Origin of the sequence: Neisseria sp. HMSC074B07 (assembly GCF_001810355.1) — a bacterium.
Classification (GTDB): Bacteria; Pseudomonadota; Gammaproteobacteria; order Burkholderiales; family Neisseriaceae; genus Neisseria.
On the sequence record NZ_KV800944.1, the window covers coordinates 1 to 25,004 of the forward strand.

25 protein-coding genes and 1 tRNA gene are annotated in these 25,004 nt (G+C 51.8%); 14 read left to right on the plus strand and 12 right to left on the minus strand.

Translation table 11 applies throughout. From position 1 onward, the window contains the following. Positions 1–208: 208 nt before the first annotated feature. The 3 genes from HMPREF2726_RS07130 to secA form a co-directional block, all read right to left on the minus strand. Positions 209–1,018 (minus strand): sulfite exporter TauE/SafE family protein, encoded by an 810-nt coding sequence (locus tag HMPREF2726_RS07130; RefSeq protein WP_070602809.1) that lies wholly within the window; start codon positions 1,016–1,018, stop codon positions 209–211. A gap of 3 nt (positions 1,019–1,021) precedes the next feature. Beyond that, positions 1,022–1,786 (minus strand): CDP-diacylglycerol--serine O-phosphatidyltransferase, encoded by a 765-nt coding sequence (pssA, locus tag HMPREF2726_RS07135; RefSeq protein WP_070512840.1) that lies wholly within the window; start codon positions 1,784–1,786, stop codon positions 1,022–1,024. 175 nt (positions 1,787–1,961) lie between these two features. After that, on the minus strand, positions 1,962–4,715 hold the full coding sequence (secA, locus tag HMPREF2726_RS07140) for a preprotein translocase subunit SecA (RefSeq protein ID WP_070602811.1): 2,754 nt from the start codon (positions 4,713–4,715) through the stop codon (positions 1,962–1,964). A gap of 157 nt (positions 4,716–4,872) precedes the next feature. On the opposite strand from secA, the gene HMPREF2726_RS07145 reads away from it, so the two are divergent. The 6 genes from HMPREF2726_RS07145 (at position 4,873) to HMPREF2726_RS07170 (ending at position 10,007) form a co-directional block, all read left to right on the plus strand. Then, a complete protein-coding gene (locus HMPREF2726_RS07145; RefSeq protein ID WP_003776918.1) occupies positions 4,873–5,295 on the plus strand; it encodes a DciA family protein in 423 nt (140 codons plus the stop codon). Between the two features lie 292 nt (positions 5,296–5,587). Beyond that, the gene (gene azu, locus HMPREF2726_RS07150) at positions 5,588–6,175 is read left to right on the plus strand and encodes an azurin (RefSeq protein WP_003776920.1); all 588 of its coding nucleotides are present in this window, start codon (positions 5,588–5,590) and stop codon (positions 6,173–6,175) included. 93 nt (positions 6,176–6,268) lie between these two features. Next, a complete protein-coding gene (locus tag HMPREF2726_RS07155; RefSeq protein WP_009312399.1) occupies positions 6,269–6,778 on the plus strand; it encodes a hemerythrin domain-containing protein in 510 nt (169 codons plus the stop codon). 118 nt (positions 6,779–6,896) lie between these two features. Next, complete coding sequence (locus HMPREF2726_RS07160) at positions 6,897–7,517, plus strand: HI_0552 family protein (RefSeq protein ID WP_003776923.1); 621 nt, start codon at positions 6,897–6,899, stop codon at positions 7,515–7,517. A 111-nt stretch (positions 7,518–7,628) separates the two neighbouring features. Continuing rightward, on the plus strand, positions 7,629–8,774 hold the full coding sequence (gene dapE, locus HMPREF2726_RS07165) for a succinyl-diaminopimelate desuccinylase (RefSeq protein WP_070602813.1): 1,146 nt from the start codon (positions 7,629–7,631) through the stop codon (positions 8,772–8,774). Between the two features lie 417 nt (positions 8,775–9,191). Next, the gene (locus HMPREF2726_RS07170) at positions 9,192–10,007 is read left to right on the plus strand and encodes a helix-turn-helix transcriptional regulator (RefSeq protein ID WP_210399688.1); all 816 of its coding nucleotides are present in this window, start codon (positions 9,192–9,194) and stop codon (positions 10,005–10,007) included. On the opposite strand, the gene HMPREF2726_RS07175 is transcribed toward HMPREF2726_RS07170, so the two are convergent. Next, positions 9,985–10,542: a YbhB/YbcL family Raf kinase inhibitor-like protein gene (locus HMPREF2726_RS07175; protein WP_009173847.1), complete on the minus strand. Its 558-nt coding sequence runs from the start codon at positions 10,540–10,542 to the stop codon at positions 9,985–9,987. The genes HMPREF2726_RS07170 and HMPREF2726_RS07175 overlap by 23 nt on opposite strands. A gap of 253 nt (positions 10,543–10,795) precedes the next feature. Between HMPREF2726_RS07175 and HMPREF2726_RS07180 the strand changes: the two genes are divergently transcribed. From HMPREF2726_RS07180 to HMPREF2726_RS07195, 4 genes are all read left to right on the plus strand, one after another. After that, positions 10,796–11,605: a methylated-DNA--[protein]-cysteine S-methyltransferase gene (locus HMPREF2726_RS07180; RefSeq protein ID WP_094113243.1), complete on the plus strand. Its 810-nt coding sequence runs from the start codon at positions 10,796–10,798 to the stop codon at positions 11,603–11,605. 135 nt (positions 11,606–11,740) lie between these two features. Beyond that, the gene (locus HMPREF2726_RS07185) at positions 11,741–12,736 is read left to right on the plus strand and encodes an ornithine carbamoyltransferase (RefSeq protein WP_009312392.1); all 996 of its coding nucleotides are present in this window, start codon (positions 11,741–11,743) and stop codon (positions 12,734–12,736) included. Between the two features lie 253 nt (positions 12,737–12,989). Then, on the plus strand, positions 12,990–14,129 hold the full coding sequence (locus HMPREF2726_RS07190) for a THUMP domain-containing class I SAM-dependent RNA methyltransferase (RefSeq protein ID WP_070602819.1): 1,140 nt from the start codon (positions 12,990–12,992) through the stop codon (positions 14,127–14,129). Between the two features lie 232 nt (positions 14,130–14,361). Next, positions 14,362–14,601: a putative hemolysin gene (locus tag HMPREF2726_RS07195; RefSeq protein ID WP_070512869.1), complete on the plus strand. Its 240-nt coding sequence runs from the start codon at positions 14,362–14,364 to the stop codon at positions 14,599–14,601. A 155-nt stretch (positions 14,602–14,756) separates the two neighbouring features. Here the strand turns inward: HMPREF2726_RS07195 and serS are convergent, their stop codons facing one another. The 4 genes from serS to rdgC all read right to left on the minus strand — a co-directional run bounded on the left by serS (position 14,757) and on the right by rdgC (position 18,308). Beyond that, positions 14,757–16,052 carry a serine--tRNA ligase gene (gene serS, locus HMPREF2726_RS07200; protein WP_009312389.1) on the minus strand — a complete coding sequence of 432 codons (1,296 nt, stop codon included), beginning with the start codon at positions 16,050–16,052 and terminating at the stop codon, positions 14,757–14,759. Between the two features lie 238 nt (positions 16,053–16,290). Then, positions 16,291–16,857, minus strand: coding sequence for a dCTP deaminase (dcd, locus tag HMPREF2726_RS07205; RefSeq protein ID WP_003741335.1), 567 nt, complete (start codon positions 16,855–16,857; stop codon positions 16,291–16,293). A gap of 71 nt (positions 16,858–16,928) precedes the next feature. Further along, on the minus strand, positions 16,929–17,345 hold the full coding sequence (locus HMPREF2726_RS07210; protein ID WP_003776943.1) for an MORN repeat-containing protein: 417 nt from the start codon (positions 17,343–17,345) through the stop codon (positions 16,929–16,931). Between the two features lie 63 nt (positions 17,346–17,408). Continuing rightward, positions 17,409–18,308, minus strand: a complete 900-nt coding sequence (rdgC, locus tag HMPREF2726_RS07215; RefSeq protein ID WP_009312388.1) for a recombination-associated protein RdgC — start codon at positions 18,306–18,308, stop codon at positions 17,409–17,411. 155 nt (positions 18,309–18,463) lie between these two features. Here rdgC and HMPREF2726_RS07220 point away from each other — a divergent pair. Further along, positions 18,464–18,539, plus strand: a tRNA-Glu gene (locus HMPREF2726_RS07220). Between the two features lie 254 nt (positions 18,540–18,793). On the opposite strand, the gene HMPREF2726_RS07225 is transcribed toward HMPREF2726_RS07220, so the two are convergent. Continuing rightward, positions 18,794–19,210 carry a hypothetical protein gene (locus HMPREF2726_RS07225; protein WP_036529489.1) on the minus strand — a complete coding sequence of 139 codons (417 nt, stop codon included), beginning with the start codon at positions 19,208–19,210 and terminating at the stop codon, positions 18,794–18,796. 130 nt (positions 19,211–19,340) lie between these two features. On the opposite strand from HMPREF2726_RS07225, the gene HMPREF2726_RS07230 reads away from it, so the two are divergent. After that, complete coding sequence (locus HMPREF2726_RS07230) at positions 19,341–19,826, plus strand: SMI1/KNR4 family protein (protein ID WP_009312387.1); 486 nt, start codon at positions 19,341–19,343, stop codon at positions 19,824–19,826. Positions 19,827–20,055: 229 nt separating this feature from the next. On the opposite strand, the gene HMPREF2726_RS07235 is transcribed toward HMPREF2726_RS07230, so the two are convergent. From HMPREF2726_RS07235 to HMPREF2726_RS07245, 3 genes are all read right to left on the minus strand, one after another. Further along, the gene (locus tag HMPREF2726_RS07235; RefSeq protein WP_009312386.1) at positions 20,056–20,742 is read right to left on the minus strand and encodes a type VI immunity family protein; all 687 of its coding nucleotides are present in this window, start codon (positions 20,740–20,742) and stop codon (positions 20,056–20,058) included. Continuing rightward, on the minus strand, positions 20,699–21,250 hold the full coding sequence (locus tag HMPREF2726_RS14800) for a type VI immunity family protein (protein WP_009312385.1): 552 nt from the start codon (positions 21,248–21,250) through the stop codon (positions 20,699–20,701). Before HMPREF2726_RS14800 ends, HMPREF2726_RS07235 begins: the two co-directional genes overlap by 44 nt. Before the next feature lie 511 nt (positions 21,251–21,761). Further along, complete coding sequence (locus HMPREF2726_RS07245) at positions 21,762–22,460, minus strand: murein hydrolase activator EnvC family protein (protein WP_009312383.1); 699 nt, start codon at positions 22,458–22,460, stop codon at positions 21,762–21,764. 249 nt (positions 22,461–22,709) lie between these two features. On the opposite strand from HMPREF2726_RS07245, the gene HMPREF2726_RS07250 reads away from it, so the two are divergent. Both HMPREF2726_RS07250 and HMPREF2726_RS07255 read left to right on the plus strand, forming a co-directional pair. After that, positions 22,710–23,072 (plus strand): DUF2069 domain-containing protein, encoded by a 363-nt coding sequence (locus HMPREF2726_RS07250; RefSeq protein WP_049223187.1) that lies wholly within the window; start codon positions 22,710–22,712, stop codon positions 23,070–23,072. Continuing rightward, positions 23,072–24,904 carry a PglL family O-oligosaccharyltransferase gene (locus HMPREF2726_RS07255; protein ID WP_070602821.1) on the plus strand — a complete coding sequence of 611 codons (1,833 nt, stop codon included), beginning with the start codon at positions 23,072–23,074 and terminating at the stop codon, positions 24,902–24,904. The genes HMPREF2726_RS07250 and HMPREF2726_RS07255 overlap by 1 nt, the downstream gene beginning before the upstream one ends. Positions 24,905–25,004 lie beyond the last annotated feature (100 nt).

Consider the following 25,004-nt stretch of genomic DNA (forward strand, 5'->3'; position numbering starts at 1 on the left):
GAGGGGATGTCCAACTTTTGGGGTGCAGTTCAAATCCAGATTCGGGTTTCAGACGACCTTTTGTGTTGAGTGGCATTCTGATGAATGTTTGCCGTTGCAGGCGAATAAACGGTCAGAGGCTTGCCTTTGGGAAAGATTAAACGGTTTTTAGAAGATTCATGATGCCAAAGGGGGAGGTAATTTTGTTATACGGTATTTGCCAGCATGGTTAACGCATAAGGTTCCAAGCCATTTTGACGGCAATCAGCAGCAGCATGATGCCGAAGGAGATTTTGAGCTGGCGGGCGGGGAGTTTGTGCGCGGCTTTGACGCCGATTGGGGCGAAAATCATGGTGGCGATGCTGAGGATGGCGACGGCGGGCAGATAGAGAAAGCCGCCGGAGCCGTGGGGCAGGTCGGGAACGTTCCAGCCGGTAACGAGATAGCCGATTGTGCCGGCGAGCGCAATCGGCCAGGCAAGGCCGGAAGATGTGCCGATGGCGTGGTGGGCAGGAAAGTTGCAATACATCAGGAAGGGGACGGACAGCGAGCCGCCGCCGATGCCGACCCAGCTTGAAGCTGCGCCGAACAATGTACCGACTGCGCTCAGACCAGGCAGGGCGGGCAGGTGGCGCGAGGCTTTGGGTTTGGAGTCGGTCAGAGTTTTGAGGGCGACAAGGGTTAGGAATGAGATGAAGAAGATTTGCAGGGCGCGGGTAGGCATGTATTTGGCGGTTACCGCGCCGATTAGTACGCCGAATATCATGGAAGGGGTCATACGGCGGACAGTCTGCCAGTCGATGGCGCTTTTTTTGTGCTGCGCGTACATGCTGGAGAAGGTGGTGAACACCATTACGGCGAAGGATGTGCCGATGGCGAGATGTTGGGCGTAGGGATGGCTGCTGATGCCTTGCAATTGCAGTGTCCACAAGACGACGGGGACAACCAGCGTACCGCCGCCTACGCCGAACAATCCTGCAATAAAGCCCGCCGCGCTTCCGACGGCGAGCAGGGCGAGGATAATATCCCAAGTCCACATTTTTCAGACGACCTTTTTGTTCCTGCGGCGTTTTTTCAGCCAACGCCGTGCCGCCATAATGTAGCCGGAGAGACTGTACCCCAAGAAGAAGAGGAATAAGACGAGGGCGGGCTTCCATGTGATTAAGAGGAGGATCAATACGGCGAGTACCATGCCCATAAACGGGACTTGGCGGCGGATGTTGATTTCTTTAAAGCTCCAAAACGGGATTTGGACAATCATGGAAATGCCGGCGAAAAGCGTGATGCCCAATGCCCACCAATGTACGCCGGGGAAGCGTTCGACGCTGTGGTTGACCCAAATCAGACCGACAATCAACGCGGCGGCGGTCGGGCTGGGGACGCCGATAAACCAGCGTTTATCGACTTTGCCGATAAGCGTGTTGAAGAGGGCGAGGCGCAGGGCGGCGCAGGCGCAGTAGATGAAGGCGACGGAATAACCGATTTTGCCGAACTGCGAAAGTTGCCATTTGTAAATAATCAATGCAGGTGCAACGCCGAAACTGACCATGTCGGCAAGGCTGTCGAGCTGTTCGCCGAATGCGCTTTGGCTGTTGGTCAGCCGCGCCACGCGCCCGTCCATGCCGTCGAGCAGCATGGAGAGGAATACTGCGATCGCCGCTATTTCAAAGTGCTTGTGCATGGATTGGGTGATGGCGAAGAAGGCGCAGAACAGGGCGGCGATGGTGAAGGAGTTGGGCAGCAGGTAGATACTGTTGCGGCGCAATGAATTGCGTTGCAGGTTTTGAGGGTTTTGCGTATTGTCCATAAGCGTTCGATGATGCTGTACGAAGCAGATTTAGGGATTATACCGTATCGTGACCGCCTGACAATTTAATAACGATGGTATTTTTTTATGGCGGCGCGGTTCTGTAACTTGGGTGATGAAAAAGGTCGTCTGAAAACCTTTCGAGGTTTCAGACGACCTTTTGTTTAAGCTGTCATCAGCTCAGTTTGCCGTGGCATTGTTTGTATTTCAGGCCGCTGCCGCAAGGGCAGGGGTCGTTGCGGTGGACGACTTGGCCTTGGGCGGCAAGTGCTTCGGGGCTGAAATCCGTTCCGTCGGGATCGAACGCTTCGGTAACCAAATTGGTTTGGGATTGTCCGAGCAGTTCTTCCATGTCGGGCGCTTCGGAGTGGATGGTTTGGATGCCGACGGGTGCGGGTTCGGCAATTTCTTCTACATCGGTGTTGCGCTCGATTTGGACGGAGGTCAAGAGGGCGGCGGTTTGATGCTTGATGCCGCGCCACAGGTTTTCAAACATGGCGAAGGCTTCGCGTTTGTATTCCTGTTTCGGATTTTTCTGTGCATAGCTGCGCAGGTGGATGCCTTGGCGCAGGTAGTCCATGGCGGCAAGGTGTTCGCGCCATTGCAGGTCGATGACTTGCAGCATGACGTTGCGTTCGAAATCCACCATCGGTTTTTTACCGACCAGCTCGACTTTGGCCGCGTATTCTTCTTCCACGCGTTTAATCAGGCGCTCTTTAATGTCCTGATTGTCCAAAGTGGTGTCTGCTTTGAGCCATGCTTGGATGTCTTCGTACAGGCGGAATTCGGCGGCAAGCTGGCTTTCGAGTGCGGGGATGTCCCATTGCTCTTCCATGCTGTCGGGCGGTATGTACAAATCGACCAAATCGCTGATGACTTCTTCGCGGATACCTTTAGTCAGGTCGCTGACGTCTTTGCTGTTGAGGATTTCGTTGCGTTGGTGGTAGATGACTTTACGTTGGTCGTTGGCAACGTCGTCGTATTCCAATACTTGTTTGCGCATGTCGAAGTTGCGGCCTTCGACTTTGCGTTGTGCGCCTTCGATTTGACGGGTCAACATGCCGTGTTCGATGGCGACGCCGCGTTCCGGCGCAAGGCGGTTGAGGATGGCGGCGGCACGATCGAGCGCGAAGAGGCGTAGCAGAGGATCTTCAAATGAGAGATAGAAGCGGCTGGAGCCGGGGTCTCCCTGACGGCCTGCGCGTCCGCGCAATTGGTTGTCGATACGGCGGCTTTCATGGCGTTCGGTACCGATGATGTGTAGACCGCCTGCTGCGACCACTTGGTCGTGTTCTGCCTGCCAGCCGTTTTCAAGGGCGGCGATTTGTGCAGCTTTTTCTTCGTCGCTCAGGTTTTCGTTGGACTGGATGGCTTCGATTTGGTGCTTGAGGTTGCCGCCGAGGACGATGTCGGTACCGCGGCCCGCCATGTTGGTGGCGACGGTAATGGCACCGACTTTACCGGCTTGGGCGACAATCAGGGCTTCGCGTTCGTGTTCTTTAGCGTTGAGGACGTTGTGCGGCAGTCCGGCTTTTTGCAGAAGACGGGAGACCAGCTCGGAGTTTTCGATGCTGGTGGTACCGACGAGGACGGGTTGTCCGCGTTTGTGGCATTCTTCGATGTCTTTGACGACGGCTTCGAATTTTTCTTCGGCAGAACGGAAAATCTGGTCGTTGAAGTCTTTACGCTGTACGGGGCGGTTGGTCGGGATGATGACGGTTTCGAGGTTGTAGATGCTTTGGAACTCGAAAGCCTCGGTATCGGCGGTACCGGTCATGCCGGAGAGTTTGGTGTACAGGCGGAAGTAGTTTTGGAAGGTGATGGAGGCGAGGGTTTGGTTTTCGCGTTTGATTTCCACGCCTTCTTTGGCTTCGACGGCTTGGTGCAGGCCTTCGGACCAGCGGCGGCCGGACATCAGACGGCCTGTAAATTCGTCCACGATGACGATTTCGCCGTCTTGGATGACGTAGTGTTGGTCTTTATGGAATAACGTATGCGCGCGCAATGCTGCCATGAGGTGGTGCATCAGGGCGATGTTGGCGGCGGAGTAGAGGGAGTCGTTTTCCTGCAGCAAACCCATTTGAATCAGGATTTGCTCGGCGTGTTCGTGACCCGCTTCGCTCAAGATGACTTGGTGTGCTTTTTCATCGACCCAGTAATCGCCTTCGCCTTCTTCGGTTTCTTGGCGGATGAGGTGCGCGGGAAGGCTGTTCATGATTTGGTACAGCTGGATGTTGTCATCCGCCTGACCGGAGATAATCAGCGGGGTGCGCGCTTCGTCGATCAGAATGGAGTCCACTTCGTCCACTACGGCAAAATTCAATTCGCGCTGAACTTTGTCGTATTGGTCGGTTACCATGTTGTCGCGCAGGTAGTCGAAGCCGAATTCGTTGTTGGTACCGTAGGTAATGTCAGAGCCATAGGCGTTTTGACGGTCAAACGGCTGCATATCGGCAACGATGACGCCGACGTTTAAGCCGAGGAAGTTGTAGAGCGGTTCCATAATGCCTGCGTCGCGGGCGGCGAGGTAGTCGTTGACGGTAACAACGTGCACGCCTTTGCCGGACAGGGCGTTGAGATAGACGGCAAGGGTGGCGACCAAGGTTTTACCTTCACCGGTACGCATTTCGGCGATTTTGCCGTCGTGCAGCACCATACCGCCGATAAGCTGGACGTCGAAGTGGCGCATGCCGAGTACGCGGCGGGACGCTTCGCGACAGACGGCGAAGGCTTCGACCAAAATGTCGTCCAAAGTCTGACCGTTGGCAAGACGTTGTTTGAATTCGGCTGTTTTAGCCTGTAAATCCGCATCGCTCAAGGCTTTCATTTGTTCTTCGAGTGCGTTGATTTTGGCAACGGATTTACGGTATTGTTTGAGCAGCCGGTCATTGCGGCTGCCGAAGATTTTCTTAGCAATGTTTGTCAGCATGAAATAGTTCCTGCGCCTGATATAAAATAATGGCGAAACGGGGATTTTAACACAAGCCTCGCGGCAAGGCAGTCATGCCGTTTGAAATAAAGGCAGTTTTACCGGATTTCAATCTTGATAATACAACCGTACACTTTGAAAAGGTCGTCTGAAACATATGAATTTGGAACAATTGGGCAAGCGGGATGCGCGGTTGGCCGGTTTGTTGCAGCAGTCGCAACAATGGCGCAGGCTGGATGCGGCAGTCAAACGCATCCTGCCGGCAAACCTGCACCCGCACTTTCAAACCGCCTGCATCGAAGAGGGCAGGCTGGTGTTGCTGGCGGCAAACGGTATGGCGGCTTCGCGCCTGAAAATGATATTGCCTGCGCTTGTGCCGCAGCTTCAGGATTTGAACGCGGGGATTCGGGATGTGGCGGTCAAAGTCGTGCCGAAGCCGCCAGCGCAACCCAAAGTCAACAGCCTGCATTTGAGCGGGGCGGCATTGGAGAGTTTTGATGCGGCAGCGGCAAAATTGGAAGACAAGCATCCCGAATTGGCTGCCGCGCTGGCGGAGTTGGTGCGCAAACACAGCCGATAGTTTGAAATGGTTGTGTTGTTTGTTAATTAAAGTTAAAGAGTATTTCGTATGACTGATAAAATCTAATACTAAAGAAATACGACATTAATAGTAGCCATTCTCATTTGTGTAAACTGAGGTAAAATAGCCGTTGAATTTTGGATTTGTTCGATTTGTTGTAGCAGAATATAGCTTCATTTTCATCCTTCTTTCGCTTGCGGATATGAAATCTGAAATTAGGTTCATTAATATATATTCGCAAGTTTTATTTTGTAGAACTTAACATATTCTCACCTATCATTAGGAGATACACATGAAAGCTTATTTGGCTCTGATTTCCGCTGCCGTTATCGGCTTGTCCGCTTGTTCACAAGAAGCTTCAAAACCTGCCGAAGCCTCTGCTCCGACTGCATCTGCTGCTTCCGAAGCCGCACCTGCACCTGCAGAAAGCGCACCTCCTGCCGATGCTCCTGCTTCCGGCGCGGCTTCAGCCAACTCTGCCGCAGCACCTGCCGCCGGCAACTGCGCGACTACTGTCGAAGCCAACGACGCTATGCAGTTCAACACTAAAGAAATCCAAGTCAGCAAAGCTTGTAAAGAATTCACCGTTACTCTGAAACACACCGGTACCCAACCTAAAGAAAGCATGGGTCACAACATCGTCATCGGTAAAGCCGAAGACATGGACGGTATTTTCAAAGACGGTGCCGGCGCTGCTGCAACCGACTATGTGAAAGCTGACGATGCACGCGTTGTTGCCCACACCAAACTGGTCGGCGGCGGCGAAGAAGCTTCCCTGACTCTGGATCCTGCCAAACTGGCGGGCGGCGAATACAAATTTGCCTGCACCTTCCCGGGACACGGTGCTTTGATGAACGGCAAAGTGACTTTGGTCGACTAATCCGTCCAAGCTTCAAAATACAGACAGCCTGCTTTATGCAGGCTGTTTTGTTATAAAATGGTCGTCTGAAAAGTACCCATTGAGAACACAAACATGAATCCGTTTGAAACCAAAAGCGTTACCTTTGCCGAACCGATTGAAATACTGTACGCCTGCCACGGCAAAGTGCGCCGTTTCTGCGGCCAGGTCGCCATGTTGTCGGACTATATTGCCGAAAACGGCTGCAATCGGATTGTTTTGCAAACCATCCGCCAAATCGCCCAGTATTTCAACGTTGCCGCGCCGCTGCACCATGAAGACGAAGAAGAAAACTTCTTCCCGCTCCTGCTGCAATACGCGCCGCAAGCCCAAGAAAGCGTGGACGAGCTTTTGCGCCAGCATGTGAGCCTGCATGGTAACTGGGATGCCGTGGCTGTCGAATTTGCCAAACTCGAAGCAGACAACGCCTATATCCCCGATGCGGAAGCGTTCAAACGCTTTGTGGCAGGTTACGATGTCCATTTGGCGATTGAAGAACCCTTGTTCGACATGGGCAAAACGTTTATCCCCAAAGAGAAACTGACCGAAATCGGCGAAATCATGGCGGCGCGCCGGCGCAGATAAGGTCGTTTACAGATTACCGTTTCTTCAAACAAGGCCGTCTGAAAACTTGAAAACAGAGTTTCAGACGACCCCAGTATCCCCCGTAACACAACCACGTCGTCTGAAAAGGAAGCAAACCATGCTGACGCCAAAAAGCTGCGATTTGTTCAATATCCCGTTTTTCCAGTTTGCCCAGCTCAAAAAATACCAGCCCGAGAGCATTCCGCAAATCAAAGCCGACTACAAGGAAAACTGGCAGATATGGCAGCAGCTGATACAACAGGTCGCTGCGGATTTGGGCGAACCTTTCGCCCCGCCGCATATCGAACGCTGGTGTAACGGCTGGCAGGTTCGCGCCCATTTCTTCGCCTACTTCAAATACGCCCAATACAAAAACTCCGCCGCGATTTTATCGATTTTATTGAACCGCCGCCGCCTGAGCGTCAGCTTGGACTGGCACTGCTACAAAGCCGACGTGTCGCCGATTGCGCTGCCCGAATACAACCGCTGGCTGGATGATTTCGATACCGAAAAATACGCCGCATTCGATATGTGGCACGGCGCGGAAAGCGAATATGACGACTACCGCACCGTCGCACAGCAAAGCGAATCCGACCGAAGATTGCAAAACGACGAAGACTTTTTCTGCATCGGCAAACACATCGAACGCGACGATTTGGGCAAACAGGATGTAGCAAAATGGATAGTTGAAACGGTGGAAGATTTGCTGCCGCTTTACGAAGCCTGTCACGGCAAATGATTCAGAAAACTGACGGGTACGAATCCCGCCCCACATACCAACCTAACCCGGAGGTCGTCTGAAAATCAGATTGAGAACATTTCAGACGACCTGATTTCCAAAGTGAACAAAATGACCGAAACCCAATCCCTAGAACTCGCCAAAGCGTTGATTTCCCGCCCGTCCGTTACCCCTGACGACCGAGATTGCCAAAAACTGCTTGCCGAACGCCTGCACAAAATCGGTTTTGCGGCTGAAGAACTCCATTTCGGCGACACCAAAAACATCTGGTTGCGACGCGGCACGAAAGCTCCCGTCGTCTGTTTTGCAGGGCATACCGACGTCGTGCCGACGGGCCCTGTTGAAAAATGGGATTCTCCCCCGTTCGAACCGACCGAGCGCGACGGAAGATTATACGGGCGCGGTGCGGCGGACATGAAAACTAGCATCGCCTGCTTCGTTACTGCCTGCGAACGCTTCGTTGCCGAACATCCAGACCACCAAGGCAGCATTGCGCTCCTGATTACTTCCGACGAAGAGGGCGACGCGCTGGACGGTACGACCAAAGTCGTCGATGTATTGAAAGCGCGCGACGAGCTTATCGACTACTGCATCGTTGGCGAACCGACCGCCGTGGACAAATTGGGCGATATGATTAAAAACGGACGGCGCGGTTCGCTGTCGGGCAACCTGACCGTCAAAGGCAAGCAAGGACATATTGCCTATCCGCATTTGGCAATCAATCCCGTGCATACTTTTGCCCCAGCCTTGTTAGAGCTGACGCAGGAAGTCTGGGACGAAGGCAACGAATACTTCCCACCAACCAGCTTTCAAATTTCCAATATCAACGGCGGTACAGGCGCGACCAATGTGATTCCGGGCGAGCTGAACGTCAAATTCAATTTCCGCTTTTCCACCGAGTCCACCGAAGCAGGGCTGAAACAACGCGTTCACGCCATTTTGGACAAACACGGCGTGCAATACGATTTGCAGTGGTCGTGCTCGGGGCAGCCCTTCCTGACCCACGCGGGCAAACTGACCGACGTGGCACGCGCCGCCATCGTCGAAACCTGCGGCGTAGAGACCGAATTGTCCACCACCGGCGGCACTTCTGACGGACGCTTCATTAAAGCCATTGCGAAAGAACTCATCGAATTAGGCCCGTCCAATGCCACCATCCACCAAATCAACGAAAACGTGCGGCTGGATGATATTCCGAAGCTGTCGGCGGTGTATGAGGGGATATTGGCGCGGTTGTTGGCTGAAAAGGCCGTCTGAAAAAGAAGATGAGCTGTCGGATATGGATGTCCGATAATTTGATTAGGCCTAACGTGGGTTTGAGATAACGCATTGATTTTTATGTAGAGCGATTTATTTGAACGGCAATCCATTCCCTCTCCCGTGGGAGAGGGTTAGGGAGAGGGCATTGGGGCGGCAACGGAAATATTGTCTGTATCTGCCCCGTTTTACCCTCTCCCCGACCCTCCCCCACAGGGGAGGGAGCCAAGTTGCAGGCACGCCGACGGAATATGGTTGAAACCCTGCCCTTCAGGGCAGTAGAATTTTGGTTTATTTTTTGGGAAGTAACCCCTTCCAAATCAGGGTAAACAGGGCTGCGCCTTATGTGCAGCCCTGTGTGTTGAAACATTGAGGAATATAACCGTGCCGTCAAATTACTTTCATACGCGTGAACGATTGGGTGCTTTAGGCGGCATCGTGCAACATCATACCGCCTTGTACCGCAGCGTGGCGGTACATGAACCGACTGTGGTTAGCGTGCGGCGCGGATGCAAGAAGTTGCGGTGGGCGGGGCGCGAATTGAGGATTGCGGCGGGTGAGGTTGTCGCGTTGGCAGGCGGACAGACGTTTGACGTCATCAATATTCCTGATTCAGACGACCTCTATCAGGCGCAATGGATTGCTTTCGAACAGGAAGCCATAGAAAGGTTTGCCGCACAATACGGGACGGCGCAGGCAGTGTGCGATGCGGTGAAGCTGCCGCACCCCGGACGGATGAGTGCGGCGTTTGATTATGCGGCTGCGGTGTTGGCGGATGAAGAAGTGCCGCACAATGCGGCGGAGGCCGCGCTTTGCGGCGTGTTGGCGTGGTTGCAGCATGACGGCATCGGTTTTGCCGTGTACGAAGGCGTCAACCTGATGCGGCAAATCCGCAAACTGATTACCGCCGATATGGCTGCGGACTGGTCGTCGGCGATGCTGGCGCAGCGGCTTAATTGCAGCGAGGCCGCGTTGCGGCGGCGGTTGGCGCGGCAGGAAACGAATTTCCGTACGCTGCTGACGGATGTACGCATGATGCGCGCGCTGACGCTATTGCAGGTTACGCAATGGCCGGTGGCGCAGATTGCCGGCGCGGTCGGCTATGACTGCCCGTCCCGTTTCAGCGCGCGCTTCAAAGAGCGGTTCGGTTGCGTACCATCGGCGGTCCGCTCGGAAGCGGAGCCGGCGGCATATCGGCGCACGGGGCAGGTCAGCGTCGGTGTTCGACCGTGAATTTCGCTTCGCCCAAGCTGTTTGCCTTAGTAAAGAAACCGACCAGCGCGGGTGTGGATTCGGCGGTGATGTTCGGCAGCTTGGCGACTTTCAGCGCGGTAAGCGTGAATTCGTAGCGGTGTTTCCTGCCTTCGGGAGGACACGCGCCGCCGTAGCCCGGAGTGCCGAAGTCTGTGCGGGTTTGCAGCGCGCCTTTGGGCAGCCTGCCGCCTTGCGCGGTAATGCCTGCGGGCAGGCGGCGGACATCGGCGGGAATGTCGGCGACCACCCAGTGCATCCAGCCCAGACCGGTCGGCGCGTCTTTATCGTAAACGGTCAGGACGAAACTTTTTGTCCCTGCGGGCGGATTTTTCCACGACAGCGCGGGCGAAGCATTGCCGCCCGAACAGCCAAAGCCGTAAGGCGCGCTCAAAAGCTGGTTTTGCGTGAAGCCGCCGTCTTTGGACGGGTTGTCGAATTGCAGCGTGAATGCGCCCTCGGCAAAGGCAGCGGTTGAAAAAGCCAGCAGTACGGCGGAGAGGATGCGGGTTTGCATAGATGATTCCTTTGCTTGATGAATAAGTGGATTCATTATAGGCTGTCAATGGAGGCAGGAATGTGCCGAAACGGTTGGATGATGTGCCGAAATGCGCAAATGCAAAAATCGTGGTTTCAGACGACCCTTTGCAGGTCGTCTGAAGTCTTTAATTCCTTTCCCTGAGGCTTTAGAAATATCGAATATTTAGGAATTGCCGCAACCCAAACCTCAAGATTTACGTCATAGCCCGTTCCTGCATCGGCGTGCGGGAATGGCGAAAATTGGGGATTTTGCCGTCAAATCCATGATAGAGATACGGAGCAAACGAATGATTACCCTGCCTTCCTTAAACAATCTGCCGTCAAAATGGGATGAAATCCGCCATTGGCTCGAAACCCAAGTTTTTGAGTGTGAAGTCATGCCGTATCCCAATCTGACGGAACACGAAGCCAAGCAGTTCGAGCAGGATTTTATCGACCGTATCGGTTGCGCGCCTGAAGAATATGTCCGCATCCGCAGAGCCATCCGCCTGCTGGAAGCACGTTATCCTGACAGCTTGAACGAACTGACCGCCGCCGCCATTGCTACGCCTTTGGGTGAGATGCTGGCGGTGTTCGGTGGCAAAGGCTTGTGTTTGCTGGAGTTTGTCGGGCAGAAACATATGGAGCAGGAAATTACCGCCGTCCAAAAAGCCTTGCGCGGACGGTTTGTGTTTCGGGAAGATGAGCGAACGCAACTTCTGCGGCAGGAATTGGACTTATACTTCAAGGGTCGTCTGAAAACCTTTGCTACGCTCTTGGAGCAGATCGGTACCGAATTTCAAAAGCAGGCGTGGGATGCGTTGCTGGCGATTCCTTACGGCGAAACGCGCAGCTACAAGGAGCAGGCGCAGCGTTTGGGCAATCCCAAAGCCGTCCGCGCCGTTGCCGCCGCCAACGGGCAGAACAAAGTGTCCATCCTGATTCCCTGCCACCGCGTCATCGGCAGCGACGGCAAGCTGACCGGCTATGCAGGCGGTTTGAACCGCAAACAGTCGCTGCTTGCTTTGGAGCGCGGCGAAGTTCAGACGACCTTGTTTTGATTTTGAGGTAAGTCGGATACTGGTATCCGACAACGCCGATTGAAATTATCGGATTCGAAAATCCGACCTGACTACAATAGAGCAGCGGCAGATTGCTCATCAATGCCCGACCTGCCGGAAAGGAGAAATACGAATATGAACCTGAAAAACCGCCATTTCCTGAAACTTTTGGACTTCACGCCCGAAGAAATCACCGCCTACCTCGACCTTGCCGCCGAGTTGAAAGCCGCCAAAAAGGCAGGGCACGAAGTGCAGCGGATGAAAGGGAAGAACATCGCCCTGATTTTTGAAAAAACATCGACCCGCACCCGCTGCGCGTTTGAAGTCGCCGCGCGCGACCAAGGGGCGGGGGTCACTTATCTGGAGCCGTCCGCCAGCCAAATCGGGCATAAGGAAAGCATCAAAGACACAGCCCGCGTTTTAGGCAGGATGTACGACGGCATCGAATATCGCGGCTTCGGGCAGGACGTGGTCGAAGAATTGGCGAAATACGCCGGCGTGCCTGTTTTCAACGGTCTGACCAACGAGTTCCACCCCACCCAAATGCTTGCCGACGCGCTGACCATGCGCGAACACAGCGGCAAACCTTTGAACCAAACCGCGTTTGCCTACGTCGGCGACGCGCGTTACAACATGGCAAATTCGCTGCTGGTGTTGGGCGCGAAGCTCGGCATGGACGTGCGTATCGGCGCACCGAAAACCTTGTGGCCGTCTGAAAACATCATCGCCCGCGCCCGCGCCGTCGCTGAAGAAACCGGCGGGAAAATATTGTTGACCGAAAACGCGGAACAAGCCGTCAAAGGCGTCGATTTCATCCATACCGACGTGTGGGTCAGCATGGGCGAGCCGAAAGAGGCGTGGCAGGAACGCATTGATTTATTGAAAGATTACCGTGTTACTCCCGAGCTGATGGCAGCATCGGGCAATCCGCAGGTCAAATTCATGCACTGCCTGCCCGCCTTCCACAACCGCGAAACCAAAGTCGGCGAATGGATTTACGAAACCTTCGGCTTAAACGGCGTGGAAGTAACGGAAGAAGTATTCGAAAGCCCCGCCAGCATCGTGTTCGACCAAGCGGAAAACCGGATGCACACGATTAAAGCGGTGATGGTGGCGGCGTTGGGGGACTGACGGCGTTTCTGTTTGAATCCATTAAAAAGGTCGTCTGAAAATCAATATAACGGGTTTTCAGACGACCTTTTGCCTTTATATCCTTTATAATCACGCCCATCACATTTTTATCCGCGCGCCCCTCCAAGCGGCGACGGAGCAATACGCGGCAGAGGCATGGCGGGTTCAGCTTAAACGGGTTTGGCATGGCTCCGCCTGTCCTGATTGAAGTTTAATCCGCCATCCGAATACGCCGCCCATCCGAAAGGTTCGCATGACCACTTATTCCCTCTTCGTTACCTGCCCGCGCGGTCTCGAAGCCCCTTTATCCCAAGAACTCGAACAACTCAAATGCCAAGACATCCGCGCCGTTGACGGCGGCGTCGCGTGCAAAGGCGGTATGGAGCAGGTATACCGCATCAACCTGCATTCGCGCACTGCCAGCCGCGTGTTGCTGCGCCTGACCAAAAGCGGCTACCGCAACGAGCAAGACATTTATAAAGCGGCGAAAAATATCCGCTGGACGGATTGGTTCGACTTGGAACAAACCTTCAAAGTCAAAGTGGAAGGCAAACGCGCCCAAGTCAAAAGTTTGGATTTCGTCGGGCTGAAAATCAAAGATGCCGTGTGCGACGTGTTCCGCGACGCTTGCGGCGCGCGCCCCAGTGTCGGCAAAATCCGCCCCGACATCCGCATCCATGCCTTTATCGACGAGCGCGACATTCAAATTTTCATCGACACATCCGGCGAAGCCTTGTTCAAACGCGGCTACCGCCAAGATACGGGCGAAGCGCCGATGCGCGAAAACTTAGCGGCGGGCTTGCTGCTGCTGGTGGGCTATGACGGCACGCAGCCTTTTCAAGACCCGTTTTGCGGCAGCGGCACCATCGTCATCGAAGCCGCGTGGATTGCCACCCGCCGCGCGCCCGGTTTGATGCGCCGTTTCGGATTTGAAAAGCTGAAAAATTTCGATGCCGCCCTTTGGAAAACGCTGCAACACGAAGCCGAAACGCAAATCCGCCCCGCGCCTGCCCCGATTTCAGGCAGCGACAACGACCGCCATATGATCCGCGCCGCCGTTGCCAACGCCCAAGCTGCCGAAGTGGACACGTTTGTCCGTTTTGAAGTCAAAGACGCGCAGGATACCCGTCCGAACGGAGAAGGCGGTATTTTGATTTCCAATCCGCCTTACGGCGTCCGCCTTGCCGAAGTCCAAGCCCTGCAAGCCCTTTATCCGCAGTTGGGCGCGTGGTTGAAACAGCATTACGCGGGCTGGCTGGCGGGAATGTTTACCGGCGACCGCGATATGCCGAAATTCATGCGCCTTTCACCCAAACGCAAAATCCCGCTCTACAACGGCAACTTAGACTGCCGCCTGTTTTTGATGGATATGGTCAAAGGGTCGAACCGATAAATACGATTGAAGGTCGTCTGAAAAGCGGCGGCAACGCTGTTTCCGTTTTCAGACGACCTTTTTGTTTGGAAGAAATATAGTGGATTAACTTTAAATTAGGACAAGGCGACAAAGCCGCAGACAGTACAGATAGTACAGAACCGATTCACTTTGGTGCTTCAGCACCTTAGAGGAATCGTTCTCTTAAATTCGGGCTGAGGTCGTCTGAATCACGATATCGAAAGGAAATAATATGATGAAACCTGCTGTTTTGAGCATTGCCGCCGCTACGGTTTTGGCGGCCTGCAATACGTCCGCCCAACAAGAAGCGCCGACAGTCGGCGCGGCAAATCCGGCTTCTGAGTTTTGCGTGAAGCAGGGCGGGAAATTGGAAATGAAAAAAGACAAAGACGGCGGCGAATATGCGCTTTGCCATCTGCCGGACGGTACGGTCGTCGAAGAATGGGCATATTTCCGCCAGCACAATCAGTAATAACGCATTGAGCCGTCGCGCTTCGGACGCTTAGGCTCGATATGGTTGCTTTGATTTCGGCAGATACAGCCGATAACGAAAAGGTCGTCTGAAACCTTGTTTAAGGGTTTCAGACGACCTTTTGATGTGTTGGCGATGGAATGCAGCTACACGGTTTATTGGACTTCCAGTTTGGTTACGCCGCCCATATAAGGCTGCAAAGCAGCAGGAATATTGATGCTGCCATCGGCGTTTTGATGGTTTTCCAAAACCGCGACCAAAGTACGGCCGACTGCCAAGCCGGAGCCGTTCAAAGTATGTACCAAGCGGTTTTTGCCGTTTTCGTCTTTGAAACGCGCCTTCATGCGGCGGGCTTGGAAATCTTCGCAGTTGGAGCAGCTTGAGATTTCGCGGTAGGTGTTTTGTGCGGGAACCCAGACTTCCAAGTCATAGGTTTTGGTTGCGCCGAAGCCCATGTCGCCGGTACACAGGGTAATCACGCGGTAGGGCAGTTCCAAAGCCTTCAGGATGTTTTCGGCATGGCCGACCATTTCTTCCAGCGCTTCGTATGATTTTTCGGGATGAACGATTTGCACCATTTCCACTTTGTCGAATTGGTGTTGTCGAATCAGGCCGCGCACGTCTTTACCGTATGCGCCTGCTTCGGAGCGGAAACATGGGGAATGGGCGGTCAGCTTCAGCGGCAAATCGCTGCCTGCCACGATGCTGTCGGCAACAGTATTCGTCAGTGTCACTTCGGCGGTCGGAATCAGATATTGCGTTTTTTTGCTCTCGTCGCCGCCGCGGGTAACATGGAACAAATCTTCTGCAAATTTAGGCAGTTGGCCTGTGCCTTGCAGGGTGGTGTCGTCCACGATGTAGGGTGTGTAATGCTCGGTGTAGCCGTGTTTCAGCGTGTGCGTATCGAGCATGAATTGCGCCAGCGCGCGGTGCAGGCGGGCGATTTGACCTTTCATGACGGTAAAGCGCGCGCCGGACAGTTTCGCGCCGCCTTCGAAATCCAAACCCAAAGGTTCGCCCAAATCGACATGGTCTTTGATTTCAAAGTCAAATTCGCGCGGCGTACCGACTTTGCGGACTTCGACATTTTCGGTTTCGTCTTTGCCGACGGGTACGCTTTCGTGCGGCAGGTTGGGAATGCTTAACAACCATGCGTCCAATTCTTTCTGAACGGCATCCAAATCGGCGGCCGCCTGCTCCAAATCGGTTTTGATTTGGGCGACTTGATCCATTGCCGCCTGCGCCTCTTCATGTTTGCCCTGTCCTTTCAATGCGCCGATTTGTTTGGAAATACTATTGCGCGAGGCTTGCAGTTCTTCGGTTTTCACTTGGACGGCTTTGCGCTGCTCTTCCAAGGCATTGAAACGTGCGGTATCAAACTCGTAACCGCGCTGCGCCAAACGTTCGGCGACGGCTGCGGTGTGGCTGCGGAGCTGTTGGATGTCTAACATTTTGTTCTCTCGATAAGATTTGGAAATGGCATCATTGTAAACCAAATTAAGGATATTTTCACAATGGAAGCGTTTGGGGACGGGCTTTGCGGCGGATATGAAAAGGGTCGTCTGAAACGCCGGATTTAAGTTTTCAGACGACCTCGGACGGATTCGGATACGCTAAACCCGATGCCGTCAGATTTGTTTTTCCTAATCCCCTCAATGTCTGTAAAACACGGGCGGCGGCTTGCCATCATCAGGTTTTCGGCAGAGTGACGCCGGTTTGTCCCATGTATTTGCCGTTGCGGTCTTTGTAGGAAGTTTCGCAGATTTCGTCGCTCTCGAAGAAGAGGACTTGCGCCACGCCTTCGCCGGCATAGATTTTGGCGGGCAGAGGGGTAGTGTTGGAAAACTCGAGGGTCACGTAGCCTTCCCATTCCGGTTCGAACGGGGTGACGTTGACGATGATGCCACAGCGGGCGTAGGTGGATTTGCCCAAGCAGACGGTCAGGACGTTGCGCGGGATACGGAAGTATTCGACCGTGCGCGCCAGTGCGAAGGAGTTGGGCGGGATGATGCAGCAGTCGTCTTCGACGGTGACGAAGTTTTTCGGGTCGAAGTTTTTGGGATCGACGATGGTACTGTTGATGTTGGTGAAAATTTTAAATTCGTTGGCGCAGCGGATGTCGTAGCCGTAGCTGGACGTGCCGTAGGAGATGATGCGCTGTCCGTTGGCTTCTTTGATTTGGTTCGGCTCGAAGGGGTCGATCATGCCGAACTCTTCGCTCATGCGGCGTATCCATTTGTCGGACTTGATGCTCATAATGTTTTCCTTGTTTCTTGCGGTTTTCAGACGGCGTCTGCGGAGAGGTCGTCTGAAAATGCGGGACGGGGTTATTTGGTTTTGGGCAGTTTCACTTCTTTAATCATGCCGTTTTCGCATTTCATGATGAAGACGGTTTCGCCGTTTTGCGAGGCGGTGAATTTGCCGTGTGCCAGGCCTTTTTTGAACGTGCCCGACAGTACCATGTTGCGGAACTTGGTGCTGTTGGAATTGAACGGCTCGATGAAGGTTTCGCGGTTGGCGGAGACGGTGTAAACGCCTTGTCCGTCGAATTTGCCGTTTTTAAATGCGCCGGTGTAGCTGCGTCCGTCTTGGCAGCGCCATGTGCCTTTGCCGGCAGGTTTGCCGTCTTTGCCGACATCGCCGTCGTAGGTGCAGCCCGGTTCCTGATAGGAAGTCAGGACGGCGGCCGAGGCGGGGAGGGCAAGCATAATGGCGAGCGGCAGGAATGCGAGGTGTTTAAACATAAAGGTTGTCCATCGAAGGTAGGTTTCAGGCGACCTTTTATCGTGTAAAGGTCGTCTGAAAAATTAGTCTTGCCAGCCGCCCAAATAGGAAACCAGCTCTTCCAACATGGTGCTGACGGATTCCGCCATCAGGATTTGCGAGGCGAAGGCAAGGCTGGCGGCATCGTCGCCGTTGCTTTCGGCTTCTTCCTGCAATACGTCGAGGTATTGGATGCGCTTGAGCGTGAAATCTTGCGTGAGGATGAAGGCGATTTGTTCGCGCCACACCAAGCCTAGCTGGGTTACGGTTTTACCGTTTTTGACGTGTTGGACCACTTCATCGGCGGTCAAATCTTGTTTGGACACTTTGACGACGGGAACAACATCGCCCACACCTTTGAGTTCGCAATCGCTGTCCAATTCAAAACCGCCTTCGCAATGCCCTTGCAACAGCCACTCGGTCATCAGGGAAGAGGGCGATTGCTTGGTATTCGGCAGCGAGGCTTCCAAACCGCCCAAGGCTTCGCGCAGCTTGGTCAGGATGTTTTCCGCTTTGGCGGAAGCCGCGTTATTGACGAGCAGATAGCCGTGGCGGGTATTGAACACCGCTTCAGTGCGGCTGCTGCGGGTAAACGCGCGGGGCAGCAGGTCGTCTGTAATCTGTTCTTTAAGCTCTTGTTTTTCCTTGCGGCCGACATTGCGGGCTTCATTGTTTTGGATTTCCGCCACCTTCTCTTCCAGAATATCGCGGATGACGCCGGCAGGCAGGACTTTTTCTTCTTTTTTCAGGGCGACGCGCAAAGTAAAGTCGGCAGGGAAAACGAGTTCGGGAGAGAACGAAACCGGTGCGGCAAAGCCTTCGCTGGACCAATCCAAACCTTGGCAGCGGGTAAATTCAGCCTCTGCAAGTTTGTCGGCAAGTACGTCCGCTTCGGGCAGCTTTTCTTTGTTGAGCGGATAAAAACTGATCTGCTTGAACCACATGGTTTGTTTTCCTTTTCATTAAAAGCGGCATTATACAGGCAAAGCGGATACAAAGATAAGGCGCAGAAGGGTCGTCTGAAACCGATTTGACCATAAAAACCCCCAAACCCGTTGACAGCGTTTTAACGCTTATGTATAGTTCGCAACTCGGTTACGCGCCCATCGTCTAGAGGCCTAGGACACTGCCCTTTCACGGCGGCAACCGGGGTTCGAATCCCCGTGGGCGTGCCAGATTTTCAATAAACCCTTACTGGAGAACAGTAAGGGTTTATTTTTTTGTCTTTGGGAATGGATGGGGTTGGGTGTTTAATATAGCCGTCAAAGGAATTTTGGCTTGCTTTATGAAGTATAAAATTCAAATTTATTATCAGTATCTTAGAAGCAATATTGTAAATTGCATTGGAGTTTTGTGTAGGTAAGGCCGTCTGAAATATTTTTCAGACGACCTTGGGTTTTAAATCCTTGAGTCAAAAATTTTTTTATATTCAGTAGGTTGATATTGGTTTGTTAAATAGATATGTATTTTCCTCTTCTATATCTTCATCTTCATAAACTTGAATTGGATTTTTCGATTCTCCAGTCAATAAATATCCATTAAAGTCATCATTAGGGATATAACAGACAATATGTTTGAGTTGAGATACTGCTATAATTTTATCTCTAATTTCATCATCTATTGCTGAAATCCGATATAAATTCACAAGCCAAGAAGCATCACCATTAACGTTAGAATAAATACAAAGGCAGCATATTTCATTCAAATCATTTTCTGAAAAACTTGGATCATTAAGTTTTTCAAAAGTGGTTGCTAGAATTTTATTTGAAGAACAGCCTAAGGCTGAGGCAAGAAATTCTATAATTTCATCTATAGAGATTGGATTTTTAATAAAAAAATCAAACATATAGTATCGCTATTTTAAGTTTTCTGTAAAATATCTTGCATATTATTCCTGTTTTATTGTGAATAATATAAAGAAATAAAATATAAAATTTAAATGGTTTGAATAAATAGGTTATAGGAGTAATTTGAAGATGAATATTAAATTTAAAAAATTTGGTTTGAGTCAAACTGACGTTCAGCAAATGAGAGAATACGGAATTTTGCCGGATAAAAAAACCTTACAAAATTTAATTAAGGCGCATCATTCAAATAATCCCGAGCCTGATGAGATTGCCCAATTACAAGATAATTTAGGCTGGCGAATTGATGAAAATTATATTCAATTTTTACTTAAACACAATGGAGGAATTCCATCTAAAGTTAGAATAAAGGGTAATAATATAGTTATAGACCATTTTTTGTCTTTTAAATCTGACTATAAGCTTAACTCCATTATTGATATATATCCAGATTTTAAACAATACGGGTTACCTATTGCGAATACCCCTTCAGGTGATAGTATTATTTTATCTTTGGACGGAAAAATTCGTTTTTTCAATCATAATATTGATTCTATTGATGAAGAAGTGGGGATAGTGGCGGATAATTTTTTGGAATTGCTGAGAAAGTTATATTAGTAAGCTATAGCCTATATGGAATCCTAAAATTTAGATGCTTTCAATATGTTTTTAAGATTTTCTGATCACAGGTTTCAGACGACCTCTATCGCGAATCGCTCCTGTCGACGGCGGTGCGCAGTTACTGACAAAGCTTACAACTATAAAAGGGCTTAGGGAAGTCTGAACAACTTATACGGCTACAGTCCACTAGGGTCGTCTGAAACGTCGGCGCAGCAATATCGGAACATTAAAACTCTGAAGCCTGCAGCACACTGCCACCATCGTCCCGTTTAACCAAACGCCAGATACAATAGCCTTTCCCAATTTCCGTTGTGCCGTTTTGGAGGTACTTGTAATACTCTCCTCTATCAGGAAAAACTTCTCCTTCTTCAAAATGTCGTTCTATCGCATTCTCGAGATCGTCGGGTATCCACATCCCGGCATAAGGTGCTTCCAACGGTCTCTCACGGTAAACAGGCATCAGTTCCTGCTTCGTCCCTTGAGGATCAAAAATCTCGTTTTCAAAATTGGCATTATCCCAACGATGCAGCCAGTAATAGCCTTGGGAAGCTGAGTAGCGGTTTTTGCCGTTGCCGAAGGCGGTATGCAGCGAATCATTCAGCTTTTGCGTCAGTATCGGCCGCATCAGGTTGTTCACTACCAGGTAATTAACGGGCAACGGTTTGGTTTTATCTCCCAAATCGGGGAATTTTCCTGCTTTGAATACCATGGTGCCGTTATAAGTCTTCAGTGTAATATCACGATAATGGTTCAAAACGTTTTGGATTTCCGTGCTGTTCAGTTTATTCTGAAACGCCTTACCGACAAGTGTGTACCAGCTGATAGATTTTATACCTTCGTACCAAAGGAGGGTTATGGGTGAATCTGAATCAGGTGTTACCCCCCCAATAACGTTTGGTAACAGCATATTCATAAAATTGGTATTTATAGTAGGAATCAGGGAGGGCAAGGGTCAGTCCGGCATAGCCGTGGAAAATATCAAACTGTTTGCAAACATATTCCACCCAATCTTCGAATTCCTGCTGTTGGGCAGTGGTCGATAAAAAGGACAAAGGCAGGGTAATTTGAAGGCAAGACAATCCATTTTCATCTATTGGGTGGGAGGAGAGGGTTTTGAACTGATATTCCGGAGCCCTTTGGCCATATTCCGTATCAGAAGTCAGTACACATGAAAATCTGCGTCCTGCTTCAGCATTTTTAATGGTACGGTCTATTTTGTTTTGAAATGCGGTCGGATTGAGCCGTGCAAAACGGCGCATGTCTGTCCAAAAATGCATTTTCAAATACCCATGGTACTTTGAATAAAAGCGTTCGGCAGCTTCCAGCGTCTTGCGTTGTCCCGCTACCGAACCGCCGCCCGTGTAGTAGATCAATATGGTCAGTCCCAAACGGGCATTGATATTGTAGTCTTCGTCATACATCAGGATTTAATCGGCTTCCCGTTGCAGGGACTCGTATAGCTTGGTTGTCATATTGTCTCTTTTATATGGTTGCTGTTGTTGACTCGGTAGGCAGATTACCGTGATGGGCATCGAATTCGTGTACTTTTCCAGTTGAACATAAATCAAAAAGGCAGATAGGACAAATGAACGATGATGAATGGTGGAAATGCGTTATGGATGGTTGTTTGAGGGTGGTGGGGATAAATAGAATTGGGTCGTCTGAATAGAGGGTTTCAGACGACCCTTATTGATAATGTTGTTTTTTAATTTGATCTGTGTTTTGAGTTTTGAGGATATCTTCCCTGTAAAGGTTAGTAAGGGGGATTGGGCAAGGCGTAGCCAGCAGGTACATCAGCATCTCCTCGAGAATGCCAAATTGTAAAAAACGCTTCTGTCTCTTAAAACAGAAGCGTTTTCGCATTTCAGACGACCTGTAATCCGTTTGTCGGAATCGGGCTGCGGCTTGGTTTGGGTTTTATTAGGATGTGGCTCAGCCGGGCAGGTACTGCATCGGGTCGACGGCTTTGCCGTTCATGCGGACTTCGAAATGCAGTTTGACGCCGTCTGTGTCGCTATTGCCCATGGTGGCAATCGGCTGGCCTGCTGCGACTTTTTGGTCTTTTTGAACCAGAATGGTGTCGTTATGTGCGTAGGCGGTGATGGAGAAGTCGCTGTGGCTGATGAGAATCAGTTTGCCGTAGCCGCGCACTTCTTCGCCGACGTAGAGGACGGTTCCGGCTGCTGCGGATTTGACGCTTTGTCCGAGTGTGCCGCCGATGTCGATGCCTTTGTTGGTCGCGTTGTCGTAGCCGCGGATGATGGAATTTTTGCCGTTGTCGACCGGCCATTGCAGGGTTAGGCGGTTGACGGGGGCGACGGTTCTGGCGCTGCTGATGTCGGTACTGCCGGAACGGGGGCGGTTGGTGGCGTTTTTACGGACGCGCAAGACTTGTCCGACTTCGATTTGTGAGGCGTTGTTCAGATTGTTCCATGATGCCAAGGTGTTGACGTTTTGTCCGTAGCGTTTGGCGATTTGGCTGAGGGTGTCGCCCGGTTTGACGCGGTAGTAGCCGTCGGGTACGGGGCCGGTGGATGGGCCGCCGGCACACGCGGCAAGCGTGAATGCCAAGCCTAATGCGGACAAACGGAGAATTGCGGTTTTGAAAAATAGGGTATGGTTTGTTTTCATAGAGAACCAAAAGAATAAATCAGTAGGATTATGGGCAGGCGTGAAGGTTCAACCTGTTTGGGGATTTTTTCGGGATGTTCGGCTGCCTGACGGGATATCTTTTTGATTCGTCGGGCAGTTTGAAAAGCAATACGACGGATGCTGACGGTAGCCCGGGGTCGTCTGAAACGGTCGGGCTGCAACGGCTGTTTCGGTTTTCGGTATAATCCTGCATTTTACACTCGGCGCGATGCCTGTTGAACTTTATCCGTGAATACTTCTTCTCATAAATCTTCTTTGCCTTATCTGGCTGCTTGCGGCAGCTTGATTTTCTTGATTATCCTTTCTTTATCTTGGGAGCTGTGGATTGCGCCTTTGCGCAGCGGCGGTTCGTGGCTTGCGCTGAAGGCTTTGCCTTTGTGCCTGCCGTTGTCGGGTATTTTGAAGGGTAAAGTTTATACTTACCAGTATAGTTCTATGTTGATTTTGATTTATTTTGCCGAGGCGGTGATGCGTTTGTTTAATGCGGGTGCTGCCGAGGTGGTGTGTGCCGCTTTATCGTTGACGGCGTGTTTGGTGTTTTTTGTTGCATGCCTGGCTTTTGTGAAGCAGCAGAGAAAGGCGGGAAAATAATGTTTATGCGTTTTTCAGACGACCTTAAGAGTGAATGGGACAGACGTTTGTTGCCTTTGTGGTGCTGTTTCTTGTGGATATGCGCCGCGCCGTTTTTGTCCTTCTACCGCGTGGGCCCGTTGTCGAGTTTTTATCTGGAAGCGGCTTCGCTGCTGGGTGTGCTGATGCTGGTGTTGGTCACAGCGTATAAGGGTTTGTTGAGCGTGCGCCTGCCTAAGGCGGCCGTCGGTTTGCTGGTTTTGGCGGCATTTTGGTGGCTGCAGGCGCGGATGATGGATTTGATTTACGTCGGCATGAACGATATGGTGATGTGGACGTTTATCATTCTGGCTTTGGCGGTATGGGCTTGCCGCGGCTGGGTGGCGGCTTACGGGCAGGAACGCATTGTGACGGTGTTCGCGTGGTCGCTGCTGTTTGGTACGTTGCTGCAGGCTGCGATTGCGTTTATACAGTTTAAGGGCTGGTACGATCTTGGGTTCCTGCGCAACATGATTGTGTATAGCGGAAAAGAGGTCAGCGGTCAGCTTGGGCAGCGCAACCACCTCGGGCATTATTTGATGTGGGGTGTTTTGGCGGCGGCTTATTTGTGGTCAACCCGCAAAATGCCGGGCTGGCTGGGATTTTTGTTGGTCTTCCTGATGACGGCTGTCTTGGGCTTGGTCAACTCACGCACGATTCTGGGCTATGTGGCCGGCGTGGCGTTGATTTTGCCCGTGTGGCGTTGGCGTGCGGGACGGGATTCTGCGAGGCTGGTGCGGATATTTTTCCTGACGGTCGCGTTGGTGGCGGTATTTCAATTTGCGATGGGTTCGATTTTGGAACTGCTGGGCAACGGTCAATATGAAACGGCGGTCGAACGCGCCGGAAACAGCGGTTTTGAAGGCTCGATGCGTCAGATTGAATGGCGTAAGGCCTGGACTGCTTTCTTGTCCGCACCTTGGTTCGGACACGGTTGGAACAGCTTTGCCCAACAGACTTTCTGGATTAATGCGGAGCAGCAGTATTTCCCGAATAATATCTTAGGCGTGTTGTTTACCCATTCGCACAATATTGTTTTACAACTGCTCTCCGAAGTCGGGCTGGTCGGTACGGTATTGGTTGCCCTGACGATGCTTGCGGGGCTGTGGCGGATGCTGGTGCGTCCTTACCATCCGGCTTCGCTGCTGCTGCTGTCTATGGTTGCCGTCAGTATGTGCCACAGTATGTTGGAGTACCCATTGTGGTATATCTATTTCCTGACGCCGTTTGTGTTGATGTTTGCGCTTGCTCCGGCACGTTATGAAGACGTTTCAGACGACCTCGCTTGGATGCGCGGCCGCAATTGGGCGGGCGGGCTTGCTACGCTGCTGATTATCGGCGGGCTGCTGCATATGGGCTGGACGTATACCGATTTGGTCGATTACAGCCGGATTCCGAAAAATGAAAGTACGGAAATGGCGGGGCGGAAGATTAACGGTTTGCGCCATATTTCTGAAACCAGCCCGATGCTGGCTTATTATGCCGACCTCAGCCTGACCCGCCGTGCCGAGCCGACCGATATGCAGGTCAAACCTTGGGCGGAGAAGGCGGCGATTGATTCCTTGTCTTACCGCCCGTATTCCAACGCTTATCAGGTGGCGCTGTATCTCTACCGGCAAGGCAAGAAGGAAGAGGGCGCGAAATGGATGCAGGCGATGCAGTATTATTATCCGTACATGATGTCGTTTTATGCGGGCAAGCTGCGCAGCCATCCCGTGTTCCAACCGCTTTTGCCCAAGCTGCTGGCGGACTGCAAAGATTTCGTCAACGCGCCTAAGCACGAAAAAGCGAAGTCTTGCGATGTCGTGCAATAAGCAATAGGCTGATGTAAAAAGGTCGTCTGAAACCCAATTTCAAGGTTTCAGACGACCTTTTGTTATTTATTATAGTGGATTAAATTTAAATCAGGACAAG